This window comes from Rhodococcus sp. Eu-32 (assembly GCF_003336925.1).
In the GTDB taxonomy this organism is placed as follows: domain Bacteria; phylum Actinomycetota; class Actinomycetes; order Mycobacteriales; family Mycobacteriaceae; genus Rhodococcoides; species Rhodococcoides kyotonensis_B.
Map to the genome: position 1 here is coordinate 34727 of NZ_QGNK01000017.1, position 19099 is coordinate 53825.

21 protein-coding genes and 1 pseudogene are annotated in these 19099 nt (G+C 63.4%); 15 read left to right on the plus strand and 7 right to left on the minus strand.

Annotated elements, in window-relative coordinates:
• Window positions 1-367: 367 nt before the first annotated feature.
• Entirely contained in the window at window positions 368-820 is a 453-nt protein-coding gene (locus DK926_RS19485) for a helix-turn-helix transcriptional regulator (protein WP_114331794.1), read from the plus strand.
• Window positions 821-980: 160 nt separating this feature from the next.
• On the opposite strand, the gene DK926_RS19490 is transcribed toward DK926_RS19485, so the two are convergent.
• Window positions 981-1997, minus strand: coding sequence for a GAF domain-containing protein (locus DK926_RS19490; protein WP_125833429.1), 1017 nt, complete (start codon window positions 1995-1997; stop codon window positions 981-983).
• A 143-nt stretch (window positions 1998-2140) separates the two neighbouring features.
• Between DK926_RS19490 and DK926_RS19495 the strand changes: the two genes are divergently transcribed.
• Together DK926_RS19495 and DK926_RS19505 are read left to right on the plus strand one after the other, a co-directional pair.
• On the plus strand, window positions 2141-3361 hold the full coding sequence (locus DK926_RS19495) for a cytochrome P450 (protein WP_165839624.1): 1221 nt from the start codon (window positions 2141-2143) through the stop codon (window positions 3359-3361).
• A 581-nt stretch (window positions 3362-3942) separates the two neighbouring features.
• Window positions 3943-5706 (plus strand): hypothetical protein, encoded by a 1764-nt coding sequence (locus DK926_RS19505; RefSeq protein WP_114331797.1) that lies wholly within the window; start codon window positions 3943-3945, stop codon window positions 5704-5706.
• A gap of 339 nt (window positions 5707-6045) precedes the next feature.
• Here DK926_RS19505 and DK926_RS19510 read toward each other — a convergent pair whose 3' ends face one another.
• Together DK926_RS19510 and DK926_RS19515 are read right to left on the minus strand one after the other, a co-directional pair.
• A complete protein-coding gene (locus DK926_RS19510; protein WP_114331798.1) occupies window positions 6046-6396 on the minus strand; it encodes a hypothetical protein in 351 nt (116 codons plus the stop codon).
• Complete coding sequence (locus tag DK926_RS19515; RefSeq protein ID WP_114331799.1) at window positions 6393-6713, minus strand: hypothetical protein; 321 nt, start codon at window positions 6711-6713, stop codon at window positions 6393-6395. The genes DK926_RS19510 and DK926_RS19515 overlap by 4 nt, the downstream gene beginning before the upstream one ends.
• Before the next feature lie 98 nt (window positions 6714-6811).
• Here DK926_RS19515 and DK926_RS26755 point away from each other — a divergent pair, with 98 nt between their 5' ends.
• The 6 genes from DK926_RS26755 (at window position 6812) to DK926_RS19545 (ending at window position 10818) form a co-directional block, all read left to right on the plus strand.
• Window positions 6812-6973 carry a hypothetical protein gene (locus DK926_RS26755; RefSeq protein ID WP_165839625.1) on the plus strand — a complete coding sequence of 54 codons (162 nt, stop codon included), beginning with the start codon at window positions 6812-6814 and terminating at the stop codon, window positions 6971-6973.
• 101 nt (window positions 6974-7074) lie between these two features.
• Window positions 7075-7440, plus strand: coding sequence for a hypothetical protein (locus DK926_RS19525; protein WP_114331801.1), 366 nt, complete (start codon window positions 7075-7077; stop codon window positions 7438-7440).
• A gap of 254 nt (window positions 7441-7694) precedes the next feature.
• The gene (locus DK926_RS19530) at window positions 7695-8165 is read left to right on the plus strand and encodes a winged helix-turn-helix domain-containing protein (RefSeq protein ID WP_114331802.1); all 471 of its coding nucleotides are present in this window, start codon (window positions 7695-7697) and stop codon (window positions 8163-8165) included.
• A complete protein-coding gene (locus tag DK926_RS19535; protein ID WP_114331803.1) occupies window positions 8166-9026 on the plus strand; it encodes a zeta toxin family protein in 861 nt (286 codons plus the stop codon).
• A gap of 543 nt (window positions 9027-9569) precedes the next feature.
• Entirely contained in the window at window positions 9570-9794 is a 225-nt protein-coding gene (locus DK926_RS19540; RefSeq protein WP_114331804.1) for a hypothetical protein, read from the plus strand.
• A 334-nt stretch (window positions 9795-10128) separates the two neighbouring features.
• Window positions 10129-10818, plus strand: a complete 690-nt coding sequence (locus DK926_RS19545) for a hypothetical protein (protein ID WP_125833430.1) — start codon at window positions 10129-10131, stop codon at window positions 10816-10818.
• Window positions 10819-10948: 130 nt separating this feature from the next.
• Here the strand turns inward: DK926_RS19545 and DK926_RS19550 are convergent.
• Window positions 10949-11161, minus strand: a pseudogene (locus tag DK926_RS19550) (ANTAR domain-containing protein); the annotation flags it as partial.
• A 232-nt stretch (window positions 11162-11393) separates the two neighbouring features.
• On the opposite strand from DK926_RS19550, the gene DK926_RS19555 reads away from it, so the two are divergent.
• From DK926_RS19555 to DK926_RS26480, 4 genes are all read left to right on the plus strand, one after another.
• Window positions 11394-11834, plus strand: coding sequence for a hypothetical protein (locus DK926_RS19555; RefSeq protein WP_347812648.1), 441 nt, complete (start codon window positions 11394-11396; stop codon window positions 11832-11834).
• Window positions 11824-12711, plus strand: coding sequence for a zeta toxin family protein (locus DK926_RS19560; RefSeq protein WP_114331808.1), 888 nt, complete (start codon window positions 11824-11826; stop codon window positions 12709-12711). The genes DK926_RS19555 and DK926_RS19560 overlap by 11 nt, the downstream gene beginning before the upstream one ends.
• A 29-nt stretch (window positions 12712-12740) precedes the next feature.
• Window positions 12741-13022 carry a hypothetical protein gene (locus tag DK926_RS19565; RefSeq protein WP_114331809.1) on the plus strand — a complete coding sequence of 94 codons (282 nt, stop codon included), beginning with the start codon at window positions 12741-12743 and terminating at the stop codon, window positions 13020-13022.
• A gap of 572 nt (window positions 13023-13594) precedes the next feature.
• Window positions 13595-13822 (plus strand): hypothetical protein, encoded by a 228-nt coding sequence (locus DK926_RS26480; RefSeq protein WP_125833431.1) that lies wholly within the window; start codon window positions 13595-13597, stop codon window positions 13820-13822.
• A 24-nt stretch (window positions 13823-13846) separates the two neighbouring features.
• Here the strand turns inward: DK926_RS26480 and DK926_RS19570 are convergent, their stop codons facing one another.
• The 3 genes from DK926_RS19570 to DK926_RS19580 form a co-directional block, all read right to left on the minus strand.
• Window positions 13847-14767, minus strand: a complete 921-nt coding sequence (locus DK926_RS19570; RefSeq protein WP_125833432.1) for a hypothetical protein — start codon at window positions 14765-14767, stop codon at window positions 13847-13849.
• Between the two features lie 614 nt (window positions 14768-15381).
• Complete coding sequence (locus DK926_RS19575) at window positions 15382-15726, minus strand: helix-turn-helix transcriptional regulator (protein WP_114331811.1); 345 nt, start codon at window positions 15724-15726, stop codon at window positions 15382-15384.
• The gene (locus DK926_RS19580; protein ID WP_114331812.1) at window positions 15723-16853 is read right to left on the minus strand and encodes a site-specific integrase; all 1131 of its coding nucleotides are present in this window, start codon (window positions 16851-16853) and stop codon (window positions 15723-15725) included. The genes DK926_RS19575 and DK926_RS19580 overlap by 4 nt, the downstream gene beginning before the upstream one ends.
• A 496-nt stretch (window positions 16854-17349) precedes the next feature.
• Here DK926_RS19580 and DK926_RS19585 point away from each other — a divergent pair, with 496 nt between their 5' ends.
• Both DK926_RS19585 and DK926_RS19590 read left to right on the plus strand, forming a co-directional pair.
• The gene (locus DK926_RS19585) at window positions 17350-18459 is read left to right on the plus strand and encodes a site-specific integrase (RefSeq protein ID WP_207890871.1); all 1110 of its coding nucleotides are present in this window, start codon (window positions 17350-17352) and stop codon (window positions 18457-18459) included.
• Window positions 18456-18797: a helix-turn-helix transcriptional regulator gene (locus tag DK926_RS19590; RefSeq protein ID WP_114331813.1), complete on the plus strand. Its 342-nt coding sequence runs from the start codon at window positions 18456-18458 to the stop codon at window positions 18795-18797. The genes DK926_RS19585 and DK926_RS19590 overlap by 4 nt, the downstream gene beginning before the upstream one ends.
• Window positions 18798-19099 lie beyond the last annotated feature (302 nt).

A 19099-nucleotide genomic window follows, 5' to 3' on the forward strand; every position in this document is an offset into this window, starting at 1 on the left:
GTTGACGCCGAAGGCTCTGCCGATTCAGGCGGCGCTCGCAATCTCGGCGGTAGCGACAAATGGGCATGAAATTGGAGAATGCGGTGGCGAGAAAGCCGTCCGGCATAACGACTCACCCGCCACCGCTCGGACCGTGCTAGGCGCAGCCTGCGATCGGGTGTCGCGGCATCCAGCACGGAGGTTCGCGTGGGCATGTCGGCGGACCGGCGCCTGAATGCCTTAGGTCGCAACGCTCGACACCCCCATCAAAGTTGATTCGAACTCGAATATTCAATCTATACCCTAATGCTATGCCCTTATGTTGTCACTACATCCACGGGAGTCGGGCAAAGTTATGAATCGTGAGGTATGACAGAGCGCGGTGCCAGTGAGCAGGCGCATACTGCGAGGGTTCTCGCGCGACGAGTTCGTCAGCTGCCGCGAACGGGCAGGGTTTCCCTCTCGCGCAGACCTTGCGAGGGCGGCTGACATCAGCGTCGGAGCGGTCTACGCGTGGGAAACGGGAAGCGCGACACCGCAGGTGGACACCCTGCTGAAAGTCGCAGCAGTTATGGGTGTTTCGATCAGCGATCTTGTGGTCGTGGCCGAGAACGACCGGCACCTTGGGGATCTGCGCGTTTTTGCGGGTCTGACGCAACCGCAACTCGCGAAAGCCGTTGGAATGTCCACGACGGCACTCGGTGCGCTCGAACGTGCAGAGGTAGCCCGGCTTCGTCCCGACGTGGCCGCGAAGCTGGCCGAAGCGCTGGATAGGACAGTTGGAGAGATCGAAGCGGCGTACGAGCGAACTCGGAAACGACCACCCGGCGTCGCATCCTGACGACGACACAAACATGACACTCCCCTCGGTTGCACAGGCATGAAGAAACCACGCGCTTTAGTGCAACCGTCCCTACTACGCGGGAGCGGGAATGAACCCCGGAATCCGGGGAGCGCTTTTCGGACTATAGCTGTTCGTTCGGACAGCGTACAAGCATCGTTTAAAGCCGAATCAAAACGAACGCCGCGTGGACGTCTTCTTGGAGCGCGACCGGAGAGATAACCAGATTTGCCTGCAGATACTCGCCATCTGACCCCATTAAACGAATCTGGCCCTCGGCGCGACCGATGTTTTCGGCACGACGCATGAGATCCACGGCATCCTTTAGATCCTCCGGATGAATTCCTGGAGTCGGCTCACCGGCCACGCCCCGCCAGGCAACAAACTCCGAGGCTTCGGTCACCCAGCGGATGAAGTTGAGGTTTCGGGGGCTGACGATGGCGGCGTGCTCGTTGTCCGGCCGCGTCAGCCGCAGGTAGTGCCCTTCGATGGACTCCAATGGCTCCGGTGAGCCTTGGCCAATTTCCCCGAGATTCTGACTCAGGCCGACGGAGCAGCGATGAATCTCGCCGCTTCGCTCGACCTCAAGGATGCGAAGTGAAAAGTGAGCTCGCCACTTGCTTCCGTCGCGGCGACGGACGTTCCAGTCCCCTTGCAGGTCTGTACCGATCGGCTTTGTTTCGATCAGGCTGAGCGCCCGATTCTCACCGCCGTCTTTGATGTCTACCTGGCCGAACATCGCGCCCATATGCCGCTCTTGACCTCGGTGCTCGCTGGGGATGTCGGCCATCTCAGCCCATTCGGTGCTGCCCAGTGCTTTGTGAGTGGTTAGGTCGATGATCCAGGCACCGGCGGCGGCATGCGTTGGAACCGGAATCTCCGCACTGTTCATCCATACCCAGGCCCCATGCAGGCGATTCTCAAGGAACAACGGGTCGACAATTATGCGCCGACCGTGCCCTTCTTCGTTGATGCCACGGCCTGTGTCTCGGACCCGCTTGACGAGCTCGATAACGGCTTTCGCCCGAGCTTCGTTGCGTGAGAACAACGAGGACAGCGGCCGGAACCGATTGGGCACCGATCCCACTGACACCACAGAGGGTAAAGCGTCCTCGTCGAAGGTCTCGATCAACAGCCATTCGGGTTTGTTCGGATCGTTTGCTCGTTTCCGAGTCACCTTCTAGCCTCCTTACAGCCCCGACCGTGGCAGATGACGATCAGCGCCCCCCATGTCATTGTCGGGTCCTACTGTAGACAGTTGAATCTCCGCAGTTCGGCACGCACTATTAGGAAACGGAAGCGGATATCTTGTACCAGCATGTGACGTTCGACAAGACATTCTTTCAGGATCCGCAACCTCTGTACTCAGAGCTCCGAGCGCACGGGCCTGTCCATCGATTCACTTCGCCAACCGGTGTCAGCGGATGGATGGTCACCGATTATGACCTTGCCCGGCAAGCCCTCAACAATCGCAACTTTGTGAAGACACAGGACACGATGGCTGGCGCCGCACCTGGCGGCGAATCGGGGAGTATCTCGGCTCGTATGCGGTCCTGGCTGCGGAAACAAACCGCACCGTGGATGGTCTCTCACATGCTGGCCGCAGAACCGCCAGACCATACGCGCTTGCGTGCCGTGGTTCAGAACTCCTTTACGCCAGCCACATTGAGGTCGTTGAGGCCAACGATCGAGACGTACGCCGATCAACTAGTTGCGCAGGCCCGCGCGCGTGCGCACGGTGGCAGGCCCTTCGATCTAGTCGAGGCTTTCGCCTTTCCGTTGCCGGTTCAGGTAATCTGCCACATCCTGGGCGTTCCTGACGAACATCACCGTGCAATCGGCGAATGCTCACGCGTCCTCTCCGACGTCATCGTGGCCGACCCAGATGACCTACGACGAGCGGCATTAACGCTGGCTCGCATTATCTACCCGTTGCTGAGGCAGCGTCGCCGCCGCCCGGAGGACGACTTGTTATCCGTCCTCATGGAGGCGCGCGAGCGCGGTGAGATGACACTGCGCGAAGTCATGTCAACGGTCGCCTTGCTATTAATCGCCGGTCACGAGACAACGGTGAATCTGATTGCGAACACGACGTACACGTTGCTTAGCAATCGGGAGCGCTTCGAACAACTCGTCGCCGGAACGGTCAAGCTCAACAGCACGATCGAAGAATCCCTTCGCTACGAACCTTCCCTTCCGACAACGACCTTGCGCCAGGCGCTATCGGACGTTGCTTTCGGAGGCGTCCAGATGTCGAAGGGGGATGTCGTCATGATCAGTCTTGCGGCGGCAAACCGCGACGACGCGAAATTCCCTAATCCGACTGAGTTCGATCCTGCCCGCGCGACCCGAGGACATCTGGCGTTCGGGTATGGCATTCACCACTGCATCGGTGCGCCGCTTGCGCGCATGGAAGGTGAGATCGCACTGATGAGGTTGGTTGACGCGTTCCCCACTCTGCATCTTGCATCCCATGCTCCGGTGTGGCGCGAAAGCATCGTGTTTCGTGGGTTGGAATCGTTGATGGTCGAGGTCCACTAGATGAGATGCGCCGCATTTTCTGGAACCAATTTTTCGGTTCTCGGCGTGTCGGGAACCGAGTCTCGAGTTTCGGGTACCAGAATAAGCAGCCATGGCCACCATGTCATCGCGCCAACGCGGTCGCCCCAGCAAAGGGGACCGCGTTGTTGCAAAATGCAGAGTCGTTCCCGCGCTCAAGACTGCAGCTCTAGATGCTGCGAGGCGTAAGGGAATGACCGAGAACGACTACCTGGCTGCGCTGATTGCCGCAGACACAGGTCTGACGCACCTGGCGCCGATGTCTGGACAGGAGGAGCTGCCTGACGCGTGCTGATTAGTCGCACCTAAGCAACTAAATACTCGCAAGCAGTAGCACCAAACAGCAGAAAGCCCTGGCACTCATGCCGGAGTAACCAGGGCTCATGCTGTGCCGAAAGAGTTAGCAGCTCTCGCGGACTGTGTACTGCACTCCCGAAGGGACTGTCTTGGCGGACATGTCTCAGGGTACATCGCACCCTGAAGCAAGGACAAGATTTAATGCTCGTGTCGGCAATGTTGCCGACACCACACCGGACCGTTTGTGGCGGCGTTTCGCGCGGCCCATGGCGGCGCGGCAGTCGATGCGGCTGTACGACCCGGTCGCGAAGAAGTACGGCGCAGCGGGACCGTTAACGACCAAACGCCCAGCTCTACCGGCGGCTGTGCCGTTGTTCACGCACGGTCGAGCACGCATTCTGGCGCTCGACTTCGACGCCAAAACTCACGGCGCGGCAGCGGTCGTCGACGACGTTGCACGCATGCTGCAGTGGCTCAAAGAGTGCGGTGGCCGCGCTGTCGTCGACGTGTCGACGTCCGGTGGCCGGCACGTGTTGGTGCCGCTGGCACCGGGAAAGACCGTCACAGCCGAGGAGATTCGGCCGCTACTGCGCCTGCTCGCCGCCCGGCTTCGCACGTTGGACATCACGCCGATGACCAACCCGGCCTCGGGCTGCATCACCGTCCCGGGCTCGGCCTGCAAAGAGGGCGGACACCGGCGGCTGGCCGATCTGGACCCGGCCACGGCCGCTGATCATCTGACCGTCGGCTCCGATCCCGGCACCCTGACCCGCCTCGAAGCCCTCCTCGGTGGCAGCAGCTCGCCGATCAGGCACCCGGTCGCCGCACACATTCACACCGACACTGTCACCGAACGCATCCTCGGCACCGGCGGCGATACCCGGCTGCACCCGCGGTTCTGCCGCTCCACACCGCCGCCGACAGCCGTCACCGAGTTCGCCGCGACGGGCCGCCGCGACCGCACGCGCTGGCCGTCCCGGTCGGAGGCCCGCCAGTCCGTCATCACCCACGCCGTCCTCGCCGGCGGCTCGCCCGACGACATCGTCGCCCGCGCCGCCGCGCCCGACTGGGCGGGCCTGCGCGCGGCGTACGCGCACTACGCCGAACCGGCGCGCGCGATCCGCCGCGACGCCGCCGCCGCCCTCGACTGGGCCGCATCGACCCTCCCCGATCCAGTCCGGGATGCTGGGCACAAGCAAAAGCACACAGGGGGCACCGGCGATCCGGTTCTACGGTCCTGGGTTACCCACGCTCAAACCTGGGTCGCTCGCGAATTCATCTCTCGCCGGGACCGGTGGACCACACACGTAGTGGTCCAAGCGTTGGCATGGGCGGCCGCGGTGTCCGGTCAGATCGTCGAAGGAATCCCCACGGTCGGAGTGGGAGGGCGGTCGCTGTCGATCGCGGCGGGAATGCTTCCGGAATCGACAGTCTGGTCGGTGCTCGAACGGCTGCGGGAGATGGAAGGGTCGCCCCTGCTGTTGATCGAACGCGGGGTGGGCCAGAACCCCGACCGCTACGCCCTCGTCCCGACCAAGACCGCCCAGAACGATCTTGAGCGGCGCAGCGGTGGTCCAGCGGAGTTCGAGGTGGAGTCGGTGCATCCGGCGTGGAGCGTGCTCGGTTGGCGGCAGAAGATGCTTTACGACACCGTGGCGGCGACCGAGACTCCGATGACGGCGGAGGAGCTGTTCACCGCGGTCGGGATCGGACGCACCAGCGGCTACGAAGCACTCGGTGATCTGCGGGTGGCCGGGCTGCTGGTTCTGGACGTTGCGGTCGTGGTGATCGGTGCGGCGGATCTCGACGAGATCGGCCACCGCCACGGTCTGACCGCAGCAGTGCGGGCGCGGGTCGTGCGGCACCGCGCCGAACGCATCGTCTGGCGGGAATGGCTCGCCGCCCGCGAGGAAGCCCGCACCCCACCCGAACCGCCGCTGTCACTGTTCGTGGTCGACGACGTCGGACGGGAGCAGTTCGACGAGGACTATCTCGCCGACGTTCTCGACACCGGCCCACCCGACCACTGACATCCGAGGCCCTGCCGTCTGCACGTGGCTGAGCGGGTGTTTCCGTCGACGCCCGAGAGGGCGGGGGACGAGGTCAGCGGACGAGCTAGCTGTAGGTGTGAATCAGGGCGACGAGGGCTGCGTCCTCGGCGGCGGTGAACGTCGACAGAGCCTGCTGTGCGCCAAGGCGAGCGTGTCCCGTGCGGCGGCGTGTACGTGGTCAGGGTGTGCCGGGTGGGAGTCCGAGCATCGCGGGCTGTTCTGCCGCGACCTGAGGGGAAGCAGTGTCGTTCGTCAGTTGGATGCTGCGGGCGCCGAGAGGTTCCCGCCGACGAGCATGGGAACCGTGTGGTCGCATCGTCAGCGGGAGCGTGGTGTCGGCCGGGCGTGGACGGAGACCGCGCCCGGGGGATACGCGGCACCGGTGACCGCGCCCAGTGCATCGTCGATCCACCCTGCGGCCCAGTACTGGGGGTGGGTGATGATGATGTGCTCGGGCGGAGTCAACACACCGAGCAGGCGACCGGGAGCGATGGTGCACTGGGACAACGCATCGTCGATGACCTCGCTCGGATGCTGGCCAAGCTTCCACGCGTTGGTACCGCCCCGGGTCAAGGCCAGGCGCTGAACCCATCCGCCGTCGGTGAGGGTCGCCATGACCGAATAGTCGGCTTCGTCGAAGTCGACGGTGAGGACGATCAACGCGGTCATGACGCTCCTCGATGCCAGCTCGACCTCGGCGGTCGATGGTTGTCCCCGTTGTCGACGCCCACACCCGAGTCCGAACGCGGGGTGTCGGCGATCTGGGCCGTTGACTCTAACCGGATCTGGTCGAGCGCTCGGGCGATGGTGTCGTGCATCAACTCCTGCTCGGCGCGGGGGATCACGGGATCGGCTCCGGAGCGTTCCTCCTCGGCGATCTGCTTGAGCAGTCCGACGACGTCGGCGATGGCCGTCCGCACGCGCGGGTCGTCGGGATCGTGCCCGGACTCGAGCAAGGCTTGCCGATATTCGGGGTCGTCCTCCACATCGATTTGGACGCACCGCCCGACCGTCTGGTTCCGTCTGCGTCGACATTCACACACTGCAGGCGTTGGTGTCGGTGCCAGGTCACATACTCGTGTCCATGCGAATCCGTACCCTGATCGGCCCGCCGCTGCAGCAGGAGATCGTACGCTTCACTGCGGTGGCGCTCGCGCTGTCGCACGCCGATCCTGAAGGGGGAACCGGCCGCGTACCGGCGCGGAACACCTCCTCCCGTGGCCGAGCGGAGACGGCCGATCACTGACGGTCAGCCGGTGAGCGGGCCAGCTCCGACCCGTCCACCGGCCCGACCCCGGGCGGCGCGCCGCGACAGTGTGTGTCGGCGGGGCGATCTAGCATGCGGTCATGAGCGAGAGGGAGCCTGCCGCGGTCGCCGGGATACCGGAGACAGTGCTCGACGAGCTCGCACAGACTCTGACCGACAAGATCGATGTTCTACTCGACCGGCTCACCGACCGCGCACTCGCGACGCCGCAAGCAGGCTCGACGGCCTGGAAGACGCAGTGGCAGGGCCGCGACAGTGAGGACGGCCGCCGAGAACACGCCCGCCGCCTCTACGTGCGGGCGGTGCTGGCCAACCGCGCCGGCATCGGGCTCACCGAGACTCCAGCTGCACTGCCCGCTCCGGTGCCGCCTGCTCGACGCCCGGCAGCACGCGCCCGCGGCCGCACTCGAACGATGCCGGCCGCCGAGCAACTGGCGATGTTCTGAAAATTTCTCGGACGCACGGGAACCGATTGTTTCCTCGCTGCATCTAACAGTGCGGAGGGGTGGTCGGCCGTCTGAGGGGGAGGCCGGCTGCTCCTCCTCTGCACGGGCGATTGACGATCCCCGGCACCGTTACGCGACTTGTGTACGAAATGGGGCCGCCCGGTTGGACTCGCGAGGGTGCGGCTCGACTGATGCACATCCTCGGACGTATCCTCATCAGTAGTGATCCATTTTGAACCAGAAGGTGGGTAGCGATGACGACAGTCGAACGCCACACGGCGCAGCACAGGCTGCAGCAGGCAGCAGCGCGCCGCCGCATCGACACCCTTGAGCTGAACCGTGAAATCTATTGGGCATCGCGCAATCACCATCTCACACACCGACAGATCAGTGCTGTCGTCGCAGACGTCTCCACCACCAGTATCCAGCGGATCCTGACCCGCTTCGCGGCCGATCCGACCTTGCTGAACGAAACTCCCGCCGAGGTGATCGACAAGCGCGCCGCAGGGCTGATCGACGATGCGGCGATGATGGACACCCTGCTGGGCTGGAAGTACGAGTTCGGCGGTGTCGAGTACGTCGACGGCGTCGCCACCGACGCCTACACCGCGCGCGACTGGGATGACATCGAGCAGGCGTACTACTGCGACCGGATCACCGACGACGAGTTCGCCCGGCTGGTTGAACGGCATCGCAGCGATCTCGAGAAGGCGGCCAGCGCGTAGGTGACAGACGACCCCAGTTTGCGTGGCAGCGTTGCCGCGCAACTCATTGCCATGTCCGTTCCCGGTGGCCGCTTGCACACCGACGCAAGCGACAACAGCAGCGTGCTCTACGCCGGCGAGATCGAACGCTTCGCGTTCCGCAAACGCGTCATCGCCGACTACCTCGACCGTGAGAACCCGCCGCGCGACGGCTATTCGGCGGTCGTCACTGCCGGGGCGCCGGGAGCAGGAAAGACTACTGCGCTCCACCGCTTTCGCGGCGACGACCTGGCTGGATTCCGTGTGCTGGATCCGGACATCGTCAAAGACCATCTCATCGAGCAAGCAATCCGCGACGGGATCTACGACGACATCCTCGCCACACCTCTGGCAGACGGTCACGCGGTCGCTCCGCGCGAGCTGGCGGCTCTGGTGCATCACGAATCGACACAGCTGATCGACCAGATCCGACGTATCTGCACCAGCCGCCGTGAGAACATCGTCATCGAGGGCACACTCAGCTGGAAAGGACTGCCGACCAGGCTCGCTGCCGAACTCACCCAAGCCGACTACCGCTCGATCGAAGTCATCGCGATCGACGCCGACCGACGCACCTGTCACGAGCAAGCCCTCTCGCGCTGGTGGTCAGGCCGTCGACAGTGGGTAGAGGGAACCCACAGCCTCGGTGGTCGCTTCACGCCGCCCGCCGCCATCGACATCTGCTACAGCGACACCGAATCCTCGCTGTGCACAGCGCACGCCATCGAGTTGGAAGAACTCGCCGCGGTGACCTTCGATACCAGCCGTGTCGCGGTACTACGCCAGAGCACTACGGGCGATCTCGACGTCATGTTCGAACGGATGCACCCGAGCACCGAATAAACTGTCCGCGAACATTTTTCGGTCCACTTCCGATCTGTCCTGTTGATCCTTCTTGTGACACGTTCGTGGGTCGCTGATCACGCCTGAGCGGCCACGCGCCGCATCCCCTCGGCTAGATTTCGGTACGGCAAGGGTCGAAACGGGCACCGCAACCGAGAACCTTCGGGGTCGACGCGCAACGCGAACGCACCGGCACAGGTATCGCAGACATCGACGTGGGTGGGAACAAGCCCGGGACCCCATCTGTCTACCGCCGGGCTTGTTCCCACGGCATGGACAGGGTCTGGGTCCATGTCGGACATCGATTCCGATGAAAGGACAGTGTAGACGGGATTGTCGGGGCGCGCGTCGGTTGAATTCCCGCCCCTCGCCGGGAATTCAACCTGCACTGCGAATCGCCCCGACCGCAGACAGCAATAGCACCGCATCGACGCTGCCACCGCACCGAAAATCCACTGCCGCGAGGGCGCCGCGTAAGCCAACAGTGTCGCTGCGCGGCGTGGTCGCCATCCGCTGGCGGTGCCTCATCTGCTCCAATGAGTTATGACAGATGACAACAACACCTCTACTACGGATCGCCAGGTTGGTGACACCGTACAACTGCGGCGCGGCGACGAGGCGGCGGTGGCGGGGAAGATCGTCGAGGATTTCGGTGACCAGAGCACGGTCCATGATGGTTTGGGGCGGGACTGGGCCACACCGCGTAGATGGGCGGTGGCATTGCACTCGGGAACATTGGTCTTCGCCGACGACGACGAGCTCACCTAGGTGTATCCGATTCTGATTTCGATGGTCGTCGCCTCCGTGATCGTCGTCGCCGTCTGCGTCCCGATTCTTATCGTCGGCGAGGTACTGCATGCGGTGTCGACGCGTCGACGACCCCGGGCCACAGGTGCAGCGACCCGGCCGAGCCGTTCGCGGTGACCGCCGCACTGCAGGTTCTGTTCGATACGAACCGATTCCGCTGTCGATCGGGGCCTACTGTGAAGCACACACGCAGGGCGCCGGGACAGAGACGGCCGTGCATCGACGCCGTCACACGGTGCAGCCGTCCGGTGGCCGGCAGTGTCTGTGGCCCGCGCCCCGAGCGGGGTGGCAGAGCATGACGGAGAGAGCCCCTCGACAATCGCGGGCAGCGGTACGCACTCTGGTGTGCGAATCGGCAGCGTACGTCGTACTCGAAGACGGGATCGAAAAACTGTCCCCGACGACGGTCGCCCTACGCGCTGGAATCCACAAAGGCCGCGTGGTGCGCATCCACAGCAACAGCGTCCAACTCGCTGCAGCTATCCGCCGCACCGGATACGAGCGCGTCGAGCAGTTGTGCGAGAAGTTTCCACGAAGTCGCGACACCGGTGTCTCCGCAATCGCCGCGTGCCTCTACGAACTGGTCGAGCAAGCGGGTACCGATGCGGTGGTGCGGGCGATGTACGCCCTCGACGCCGCCGACGCCCCAGCCGCGCCCGGTCACTTCACTATCTACGGTCTGTGGCGTAGCCACTTCATGACGTTACTGAACACCGACCTGGACGGCTCACCAACAGAAGACACCTCGGTACACGCCCGCCTCACGGAGGTGGCCGATGTCCTGGTCGACGCGCTCGCCGGGTTCACCACCCCGCGCGGTGCACCGAGTGAACTACCCGTGCGGTTCGATCACGTCCATCTCCTGCTGACCGCGGTGCTTCCGATGGTCTGCAGCGACGCCGATTACGCGGCACACATGCACCAGTACCTGCCGCGTCTGCGCCGCATGTACGGAACCAGAGTCGACGACGCCGTGCCGCACTGAACCCCTGACCCATGGCGCGACAGCTGGACACGTTCGCCTACCACGTGAGCCCACTAGACGCGTTGATTTGGTTGTCCGACACTAGTTTTAGTATCGATCTGCCCTGCCGCAGCGCGGCCGAGCGTCGGCGCTACGAGGTGTGAGGTGTCGCCGATTCCGACCCGAGGCGCACCATCTCCGCTGAGAGGGTGGCGACGGGAATGTTCTCGTCCTGCGAGAGCTTTCTTATCAATTCGAACGCCTGGACGGCGTCAATCTCGTAGCGCTCCGTCAACATTCCCTTCGCCTGCCCGATCAGATCGCGGGAGGCGAGTGCCGAGGTGAATTGTTCGGTCTTGTTCGCCGCATACATCGTCGGGCGCGCGCTGCAGGCGCGCCGCGACGGGTGGGACCCTTACCGGTACGTGTGGTCGGCCGGGAAGTGCTCGCTGTCGCGTATGTCCTTGGCGACGACTCCCTGCTCAGTGGGATGGGGGAGAACGGCGCCACCGCCCGCAGACAGGGCACGGAGCCGCGGCCTTCTATGGTGATACAATTCTGTATAAGGCCTTGTGGAGGTGGTAGCGATGGCATTGATGCCCGATCTGGAGCGCGATCTTCGGTCGATTCCCGCGCAGCGAGAGCTGCTGCAGCTGCGACTGCTTAGAGCGGTCGCGCAAGCCACCGACGCCGGGATCCCGCAGCGAGTGATCGCCGCCAACCTTTCTGTCGCCCAGCCGGAGGTGAGCCGCATCGTCAAAAAGCTCCGGCTGCAGCCCTGGGCGCGTCAGCGGAGCCCACGCGAGGTGCTTCTCGAGCACGCCGCCCAACTCATCGATCACGACGCGATGATGGCCGAACTGACCGCATGGGACTACACCTACGGGCACGATGCTGTCGATGATCCGATCGGGGACAGCTACGTCCGCGGCAGCTGGGATCAGATCGAACGCGCCGGCGAGCTGTTGAGCGATGAGGACTACCGGGCCCTCCTCGACGCCACCGCTGATCGACGTGCGCAGGCGAATGCCCGCTGATTCGGCAACATCGGTCTCCGTAGAACTCGAGGCGTGGTGCCGACCGGGCGGGGTGCTGGACAAGGACGGACTACGCGCCTCGATGAACATCTTCGATCCGGTTCCGCGGAGACGGACCCGCGACGGGATCGTCGAGGCATACCTGTCCGAGCAGACCGAGGTCAGTATCGGCCGCCAATGCCTGGCGCTTGCGACCGCCGGCCCGCCCGGAGTCGGTAAGTCGTCGAGTATCGAACGGCGCCACCTCGCAGGCCGGGGGTGGCGGGTGTTGGACGCCGACCGCGTCAAGGACTACCTCCTGCGTGATGCCCTCGACGCCGGCGTCTATGACGACCTGCTCGCCCGCACGCTGTCCGACGGATATCGGGTACTGCCGCGCGAACTCGCGACCCTGGTACACAGCGAATCGACGAAACTACTCGATGCGATCACCGACATCTGTATCAGCAGAGGCGAAAACGTCGTGCTGGAAGGAACATTCAGCTGGCCCGGGCTCGGTCCGCGGCTGTTGAGCGACCTCGCATCCTCCGGGTATGACAAGTTCACGATCCTCGACGTCGAAGCGCCCGCTGACATCACCCGAGTGCGGGCGTTGACCCGGTGGTGGCGTGGCCGCGTCGCCGCAGTGGGCGGCGGCGACCCCATGGGTGGACGCTTCACTCCCGGCTTCGTCATCGACGCCCTCTACACGCCAGGATTCGATCGGACCATCTGCGCGCGCAACGCTCGCGCTGCGTTCGATCATCCACTTGCCGAACATATTCCGACGGTCGAGCTACTGATCGAGCACCTCGGTGGTGACGACGAGACCTGGGTAAAGGAGGCCGGTGTAGTGGTCTATTCGACCGCGACCACACAGGGGCCCTCGACGAGCTGATATGCGGTAGGCCTGGACAAGGAGTATCGATGAACGACAACAGGTTCGGGCGGTTGAACGACCGGATCGACAGATTACGAGTGGCTCCGCTGATCGCGCACACCGCACGCGCCTACACGGCGCACCGGGAGGCGATGAACCAGGCGTACCGCGCAGGGCTGATCGGCCCTGGACACGGCCGTCGAGCTCACCCCGACACAGATCCGCGCGCTGCTCGCGACATCGCAAGCATGTCCCGAAGACGGAACAGCGGACACCTGACCGCTACGCGCTCAGACACCGGCCGTCGTTCGGTGACGCTGACGCACTGAACAGGTTCGGCGCCCGATCGGTGCGAAGAGCGCTGCAACACAACGCGGATCGGCATCCTCATACTCGGCCTCAAAGCGTCACAGTGACGATTCGAGGGTCAGGCAGCCCCGGGCGGCAGCGACCTCCAGATGCATCGATGATGTCGTGCGCGGTCGTAAGGCCGTGGGCACGCCCATAGGTATGGCCTTACGTATGGGCTTAGTGGTAGCAGGTGGGTATTGGAGAAATCGATACCGGCTTCGCGGAAACCAGTCGCGCCGAGCAGCGACCGATCAGCGCCATGTCGATCTCGGCTGACATGCCGAGACTATGACAACCAAGCGTCAAAGATGTTGCGCCGCAACATTTTAATACCGGTGACGCGACGTATACGACCGCGACGAGTTCAGTGAGTCGACTGCTTGCAGGCTAGAGCGCGACCCCTAGGGCGGTGCTGACCATGGGCCGGAATCATGAGGACGGACAGTCTTGGGCGGTACGTCTTGCCGTATTTGGCGTGGTTGGTGCGTCCTATGGAAGCTTCGGAAGTCCTGGTCGCAGCCCGTCGATTGCGAGCGATAGGCTCTGGGGCATGAGCGAATACACCGGACCAGTTCCCGTTACCACCGCAGATGGTGTGTGGTCTGTTGGTGTTTCTCATTCCGAAACTGGGCAACAGGACAACGTCGAACTGTCGCTGTATCAACCCGATGCAGGTGGCGGGTTCGCTGAGCGTCGTGTCTTCGAGTTTCCACCGTCCTGGGCTCGGGAAGTCGGTCGCATGCTCATTGAGTCTGCAGACGGACTCGACAGCCGGTAACGGCGAGCTTTTCGAAGTATCGAACTAGGTTTCGGCGCTCTTACTCAGCCGATCAGAGCATTGAGCTGGGCCTGGTTCAGGAGAGCGCGTTGAGGCGTACCGCGTCCAGTCGGAACCAGCTTTCTCGGCATGCTGCATGGCGGTGGCTGCGCTGATGCCGAGTGTGTCGGCGAGTACTTGCGGCGGTGCCTGGCGAACGAGCTGCTGCCAGGTGGTGTTGCGGGTTGCGCGCACCGGAATACCGGTTCGTCGAAGCGTGTCGATGATGGTCTGGCGGTTGAGGTGTTCGCCAGGCATGAAGCCCGGAAACAGCCACCTCGAGTTCGTGTTGGTCGCGGTATTCATGTTGGGACGATTTGCCATGTGCAACTGCACAATTGCTGCGATCGGCTCGGGTAGCTCGATCCACGTATCGGCGAGTTTCAGTCGGACACCCTGGTCGGTGATCTCGACGTCGTCAATGGTGAGGTTGACGATGCGGCTGATCGATTGCCCGTAGAGAGTCAGCAAGCATCCGGCGATGCGGTGGCTGGTGGGCAGGTCGTCGTGCAACAGCAATGTTCGGATGATTTGCAGCCGCTTGTCCTCGCTGACCAGCTCGTGGGCGCCGCGGGCGTGTCGGGGTATGTCGAGGCGTGGTGTGAGCTTGTTCGTTCGCGCCCAGTACAGGAAACGTTCGGTGTGTTGCCGAGTCGACGGCCCGCTTGCATACCAGCGGTCGATGTGGTGCTGGGTGCAGCCGGTCAAACTCGTGTCATGTTCGCCGAGCCAGGCGAGGAACGATATCGCCATCGAGGTGGACTGCTTTGCTCGCAAGAACGGCCCGGCGTCGACCTCTCGAGTGCGGGCGTGCGCGCGCAGGGTGCGTAGGTGGTGCCAACGGGCGAACCGTTCGATGATCTGCCGAGAATCGCTGTCGGTGAGCGCCGCGAGCTTGTCGGTCACCCACTTCTCGTAGTTGGCCAGCAGCCTGTCCCGCGGTGGGAGGACGCCGTGCTCGATCATCAACGCCCGAAGAAATTCCACCGACCGTCCACCGGGCAACGCATCGAGTGCTGCGTGTGTGGGGGCCAGTGCGCCGTCTCCGAGGGCACCGAGGAGTTCCCGAACCTGCGGGTTGGCCCGAATCCAGGTGACGCCGCTGTTGGCACGGGGCATGGCGATGATCGCAGCAGCGAGCGGTTCCAGTTCCGCGGTAACGACGTCGTTCGGTCCGGACAACAAATCACGAACGATGTCGTCGAGTAGGCACCGCCAGCAGGTAGCAGCTTTGGCCAGCCACGTTTCCTCCCCGCAGCGGCCACATGTCAGATCGAGCGGAATCTTGCTGCAACGCAAACACAACGGCCCTTCGTCGTCGTCGAGACCGGGCGTCATTCCTGTGTGCCCACATCCGGTACAAGTTCCCTCGATGCGTTTCGCCGCTTGGTAGCAGTAACAACATACCGGGCCTTCGGGCCAGTGCGCGGCAACCGGATAGTGGTCGCGGCAGCGCGTGCATCGGGGGTGTTTGGCCGGGTCGGGCTGTTGGATGCGGCGCCGCGGCGCGCGGGCGGCGCTCACCTGTCGGGGTCCGTGATGCGGGCGCGTTCAGGCCGCAGCTCGGAGTCCAGGGCGGTGACCGTGGCGGCAGCCGTGCCGGCTGTTCTGCGCACACGGCCGGTGACCACCTCCGGTGTGATCAAGTCGTTCGGGCTGCAGTCGAAAATATCGCACAGTGCCACAAGCACTTTCATCGACAAACGTTCGGGCTTGTCGGTGACCAACCGGTAGACCTGTGCTGCGGACAGGTCGATGCCGCGTTCACGGAGCAGTGGCGCAAGCTGGGTGGTCTTCCACATCTGATGTGCGGCCATCTGCTGGCGAAGCTTCCAGTGATAGTCGAGGCGGCGAGTGGGGGTCATGAGTCGGCTCCTGAATCCGGTAGTGCCAGAGCGCGGGTGATGCTGTCGTCGAGTACCTTTCGCAGCGTACGGGTGCGAAAGTCCGAGGAGACGGAGGTGTAGAGAGCCGTCGTCGAGGCATGGGAGTGCCCGACCTGTTGCTGGACGAACAGTGGGTCGTACCCGTCTTCGATCAGGTGTGTGACGTAGGAGTGTCGCAGGCAGTGCAATGTCAGTTCGTCGGGATAACCGAGAGCATCGCGGTATTCGGCGAAGCGGGCACCCAGCTTTTCCTTTGACACGCGCGGTGATCGTTCGCTGGGCCACAACGCGCTGTTGCGTGCGCCGCTGCTCTGCAGGTCGTGGCACTGCTCGATCCACTGGCTCATCACGCGCACGGACCACGGAAAGACAGTCAGGACGCTCCGCCGCTTGGGGGTGCTGCCCTTGCCGGCTTTGCCCCACCGCACGTACAGCACGCCGTAGACGCCGAACTCGGGCGCGTGCGGGTTGCTGCCGAAGTCCGCGAGATCGAGCATCGCGACTTCGCGGCGACGCAGTCCCCACGCATAGGCCGTTTTCAGTGCAGCGGCGTCTCGCAGTGCCGCGAACCAGCCCTTGTTGCCGCTGCGTCGGGCGATCTGAACCTGGTCGTCGGCGTAGTCGAACAGGTCCTGCAGTTCCTGCTTGGTCAGCGCGCGCCGGGCCGGCCGGCCCTCGTAGTCGGTCGTGTGGGTGGCTGTGTTCCATTCGAAGAACACTTGGGCCGGGTGGGTACCGAACAAGTTCTCGCACACTGTCGTCCAGTGATAGCGCGGGTCGGCGATGTAGTCGCAGAACATGTGCAGCGAGCTTTGGTACGACCGCAGCGTGGAGTGGGCTCGCCGTTCACCCCGCAGGTCGGCGAAGAACTCGTCGACGTCCATCGGTCGCCAGTTCCACGGAAAGTCGTTGGTGTAGCGTAAAAACCGTCGCGCGAGATCGAGTCGCGGCTTGATCGTCGACCGGCCTAGATTTCTACTCAGCTGCTGGTCACGCCAACCCTCCAGCATCGCCTCGAACACCTGCTCATCCGGCCGTAACAACCTCGAGGTCCCGGCAAGGAACAAGGCCGGGGCGCTACCGGGCACCGTCCACCGTTCGACCATTGCACCGCCCTTCCGACCGACAAGCTGATCGAATCATGCATCAGATGATCGATAAACGTCAATAGCGCTGGCGCGCAGAGATCTAAGAGTCGTAGACGCGCCGTCTAACGTGACGCCGAACTTTCGACGAGATGGCTTAACCTGGCTGCTTACAGACTGATTGGCACACAGCGACGAGTGCTCTCACCTGCTGTAATTCGTAATGGTTAAATGCCGATAATAATCGTTATGTCAACTAAAAGACTGCATATTGCATCAGATGCATCATCTCGGCGTCGACCGATCAACCGACTGGCCAGCTAGTCTACTCCAAACATGTTGTACAGCAACTGCATACAGGATATTTACGGTAGGACGTCAATCGTGGCGGGGTCGTACTGTGATCTGGCACAGATGATTCTCTCCGAACCTTGTTTGTCTCCAACGCTATTGACAGCGATGATGCATCCGGTGAATCATTCGTTCGTCGGATAAGACACGGATGTGGGGGCATCTCTTGGGGGTCGACGGTAGCGGTCGCGTGATATTGGTCGGGGCGGTAACGCCGCTCCATCCCGAGGAGCAGACGGTCGAGGACATGCTGACGGGGTGGCGCAACCAGCAGCTGTGCCGGAATCTGCAACTCCACACCATCGAGCAACGTCAGCAGATGGTGCGACGTTTCCTGGACTACACGAACGAGTTGCCCTGGAGATGGACACCAGGCTTAGTCGAGGAGTTCTTCGGCGACCTCCGCTCGATTCGCCGCGTCGCTCACTCGACAATTCGCAGCTATCAGACGTCGTTGAAGCTGTTCTGCTCCTACATCAGCAACCCTGACTACGGGTGGGACCGATTGTGTGAGCAGCGCTTCGGGACGCATCCCGCGCAGGTGTTCTTCGAGTGGAACACCGCGGCACACGTCCAGGCCAACGAATCGCGGCCCAGCAAGCGGGCGTTCACCAAGACCGAACTGCAGTCGCTGTTCGACCACGCCGACACTCAGGTCGAGCTCGTCGCGGCCTCGCGGCGCAAAGGTTGGCTGCCGGCCTACCGCGATGCGGTGATGCTCAAACTCGCTTACTCCTACGGGCTGCGCTTCAACGAACTCCGCCACATCCAGACAATCGACTTCGCCCGAAACCCCCAAGCTCGTGAATTCGGGCGTTTCGGCGTGGTGCACGTGCGCTACGGCAAAGCACAACGCGGCTCACCGACGAAGCGACGCAGCGTTCTGACCGTGTTCGACTGGACGCCCGACATCGTCAGCGACTGGCTCGCCCACGGCCAGCCCTACTTCGACACAGGACTCGACCTTTTCCCGAGTGAACGCGGCACGCTCGTCGCCGAATCGACGCTTCTGCGCCGATTCCGGCGATACTGCACCGAGCTCGGCCTCTCCCCTGGCCTCGATCTGCACTCCCTCCGCCGGTCGTACGCCACACATCTGATCGAGGACGGCTGGGATCCGCTGTTCGTGCAACATCAGATGGGCCACGAACACGCCAGCACCACCTCGCTGTACACCTGCGTCTCGAGCGACTACCGCACCCGAACACTGCGCAGGGTGCTCGACTCCACCGTCGCCGACGCACTCGACCTGGCAGAGGATGGAGAGATCTCGTGAAACGCACCGTCGACTACACCTGGCGGCTGGCCGAACTGATGGCAGCCAACGGAATGCACAACAGCACCGATTTGATCCCGCGTCTCCTCGAGCGCGGCATCGATCTCTCCCGACCGCAGGTGTATCGCCTCGTCACCCAACGTCCGGAACGTGTGTCCCTGCAGATGCTCGCTGCACTCTGCGACATCTTCGGCTGCGGCGTCGACGATCTCGTCGCCGTCACCGCGGCCGATGCACGCAAGAAGAAGGCCGTATCATCGACGTCCTCCCCCAACGTCGTCGAACTCAACAGGACTGTGCGGCCGAGGCGAGCGAGGGTGATCCGAGATGGCGATTGACGTCAATCCCCGCAACACCGTTCGCGGCCGACCCCGCACTGACGGTTCGTTCGTGTGCGACAGGTGCGGCCGCGAGGCCGGGAAACCCCGTGCGCGCTGGCCGGAGGGCGCGATCTGTGGAACCTGCTTTCACGCTGCGGTCCGCACCTACGGATTCTGCGGCGGCTGCGGCTTCGAACGGATGCTCCCGGGCAGAGACGAGGACCGAGCAGTATGCGTCGACTGCGCGGGTATCAACACCGACTTTCACTGCGCCACATGCGGTGTCGAAGCCGAGCACTACCGTCACGGGACCTGCGCAC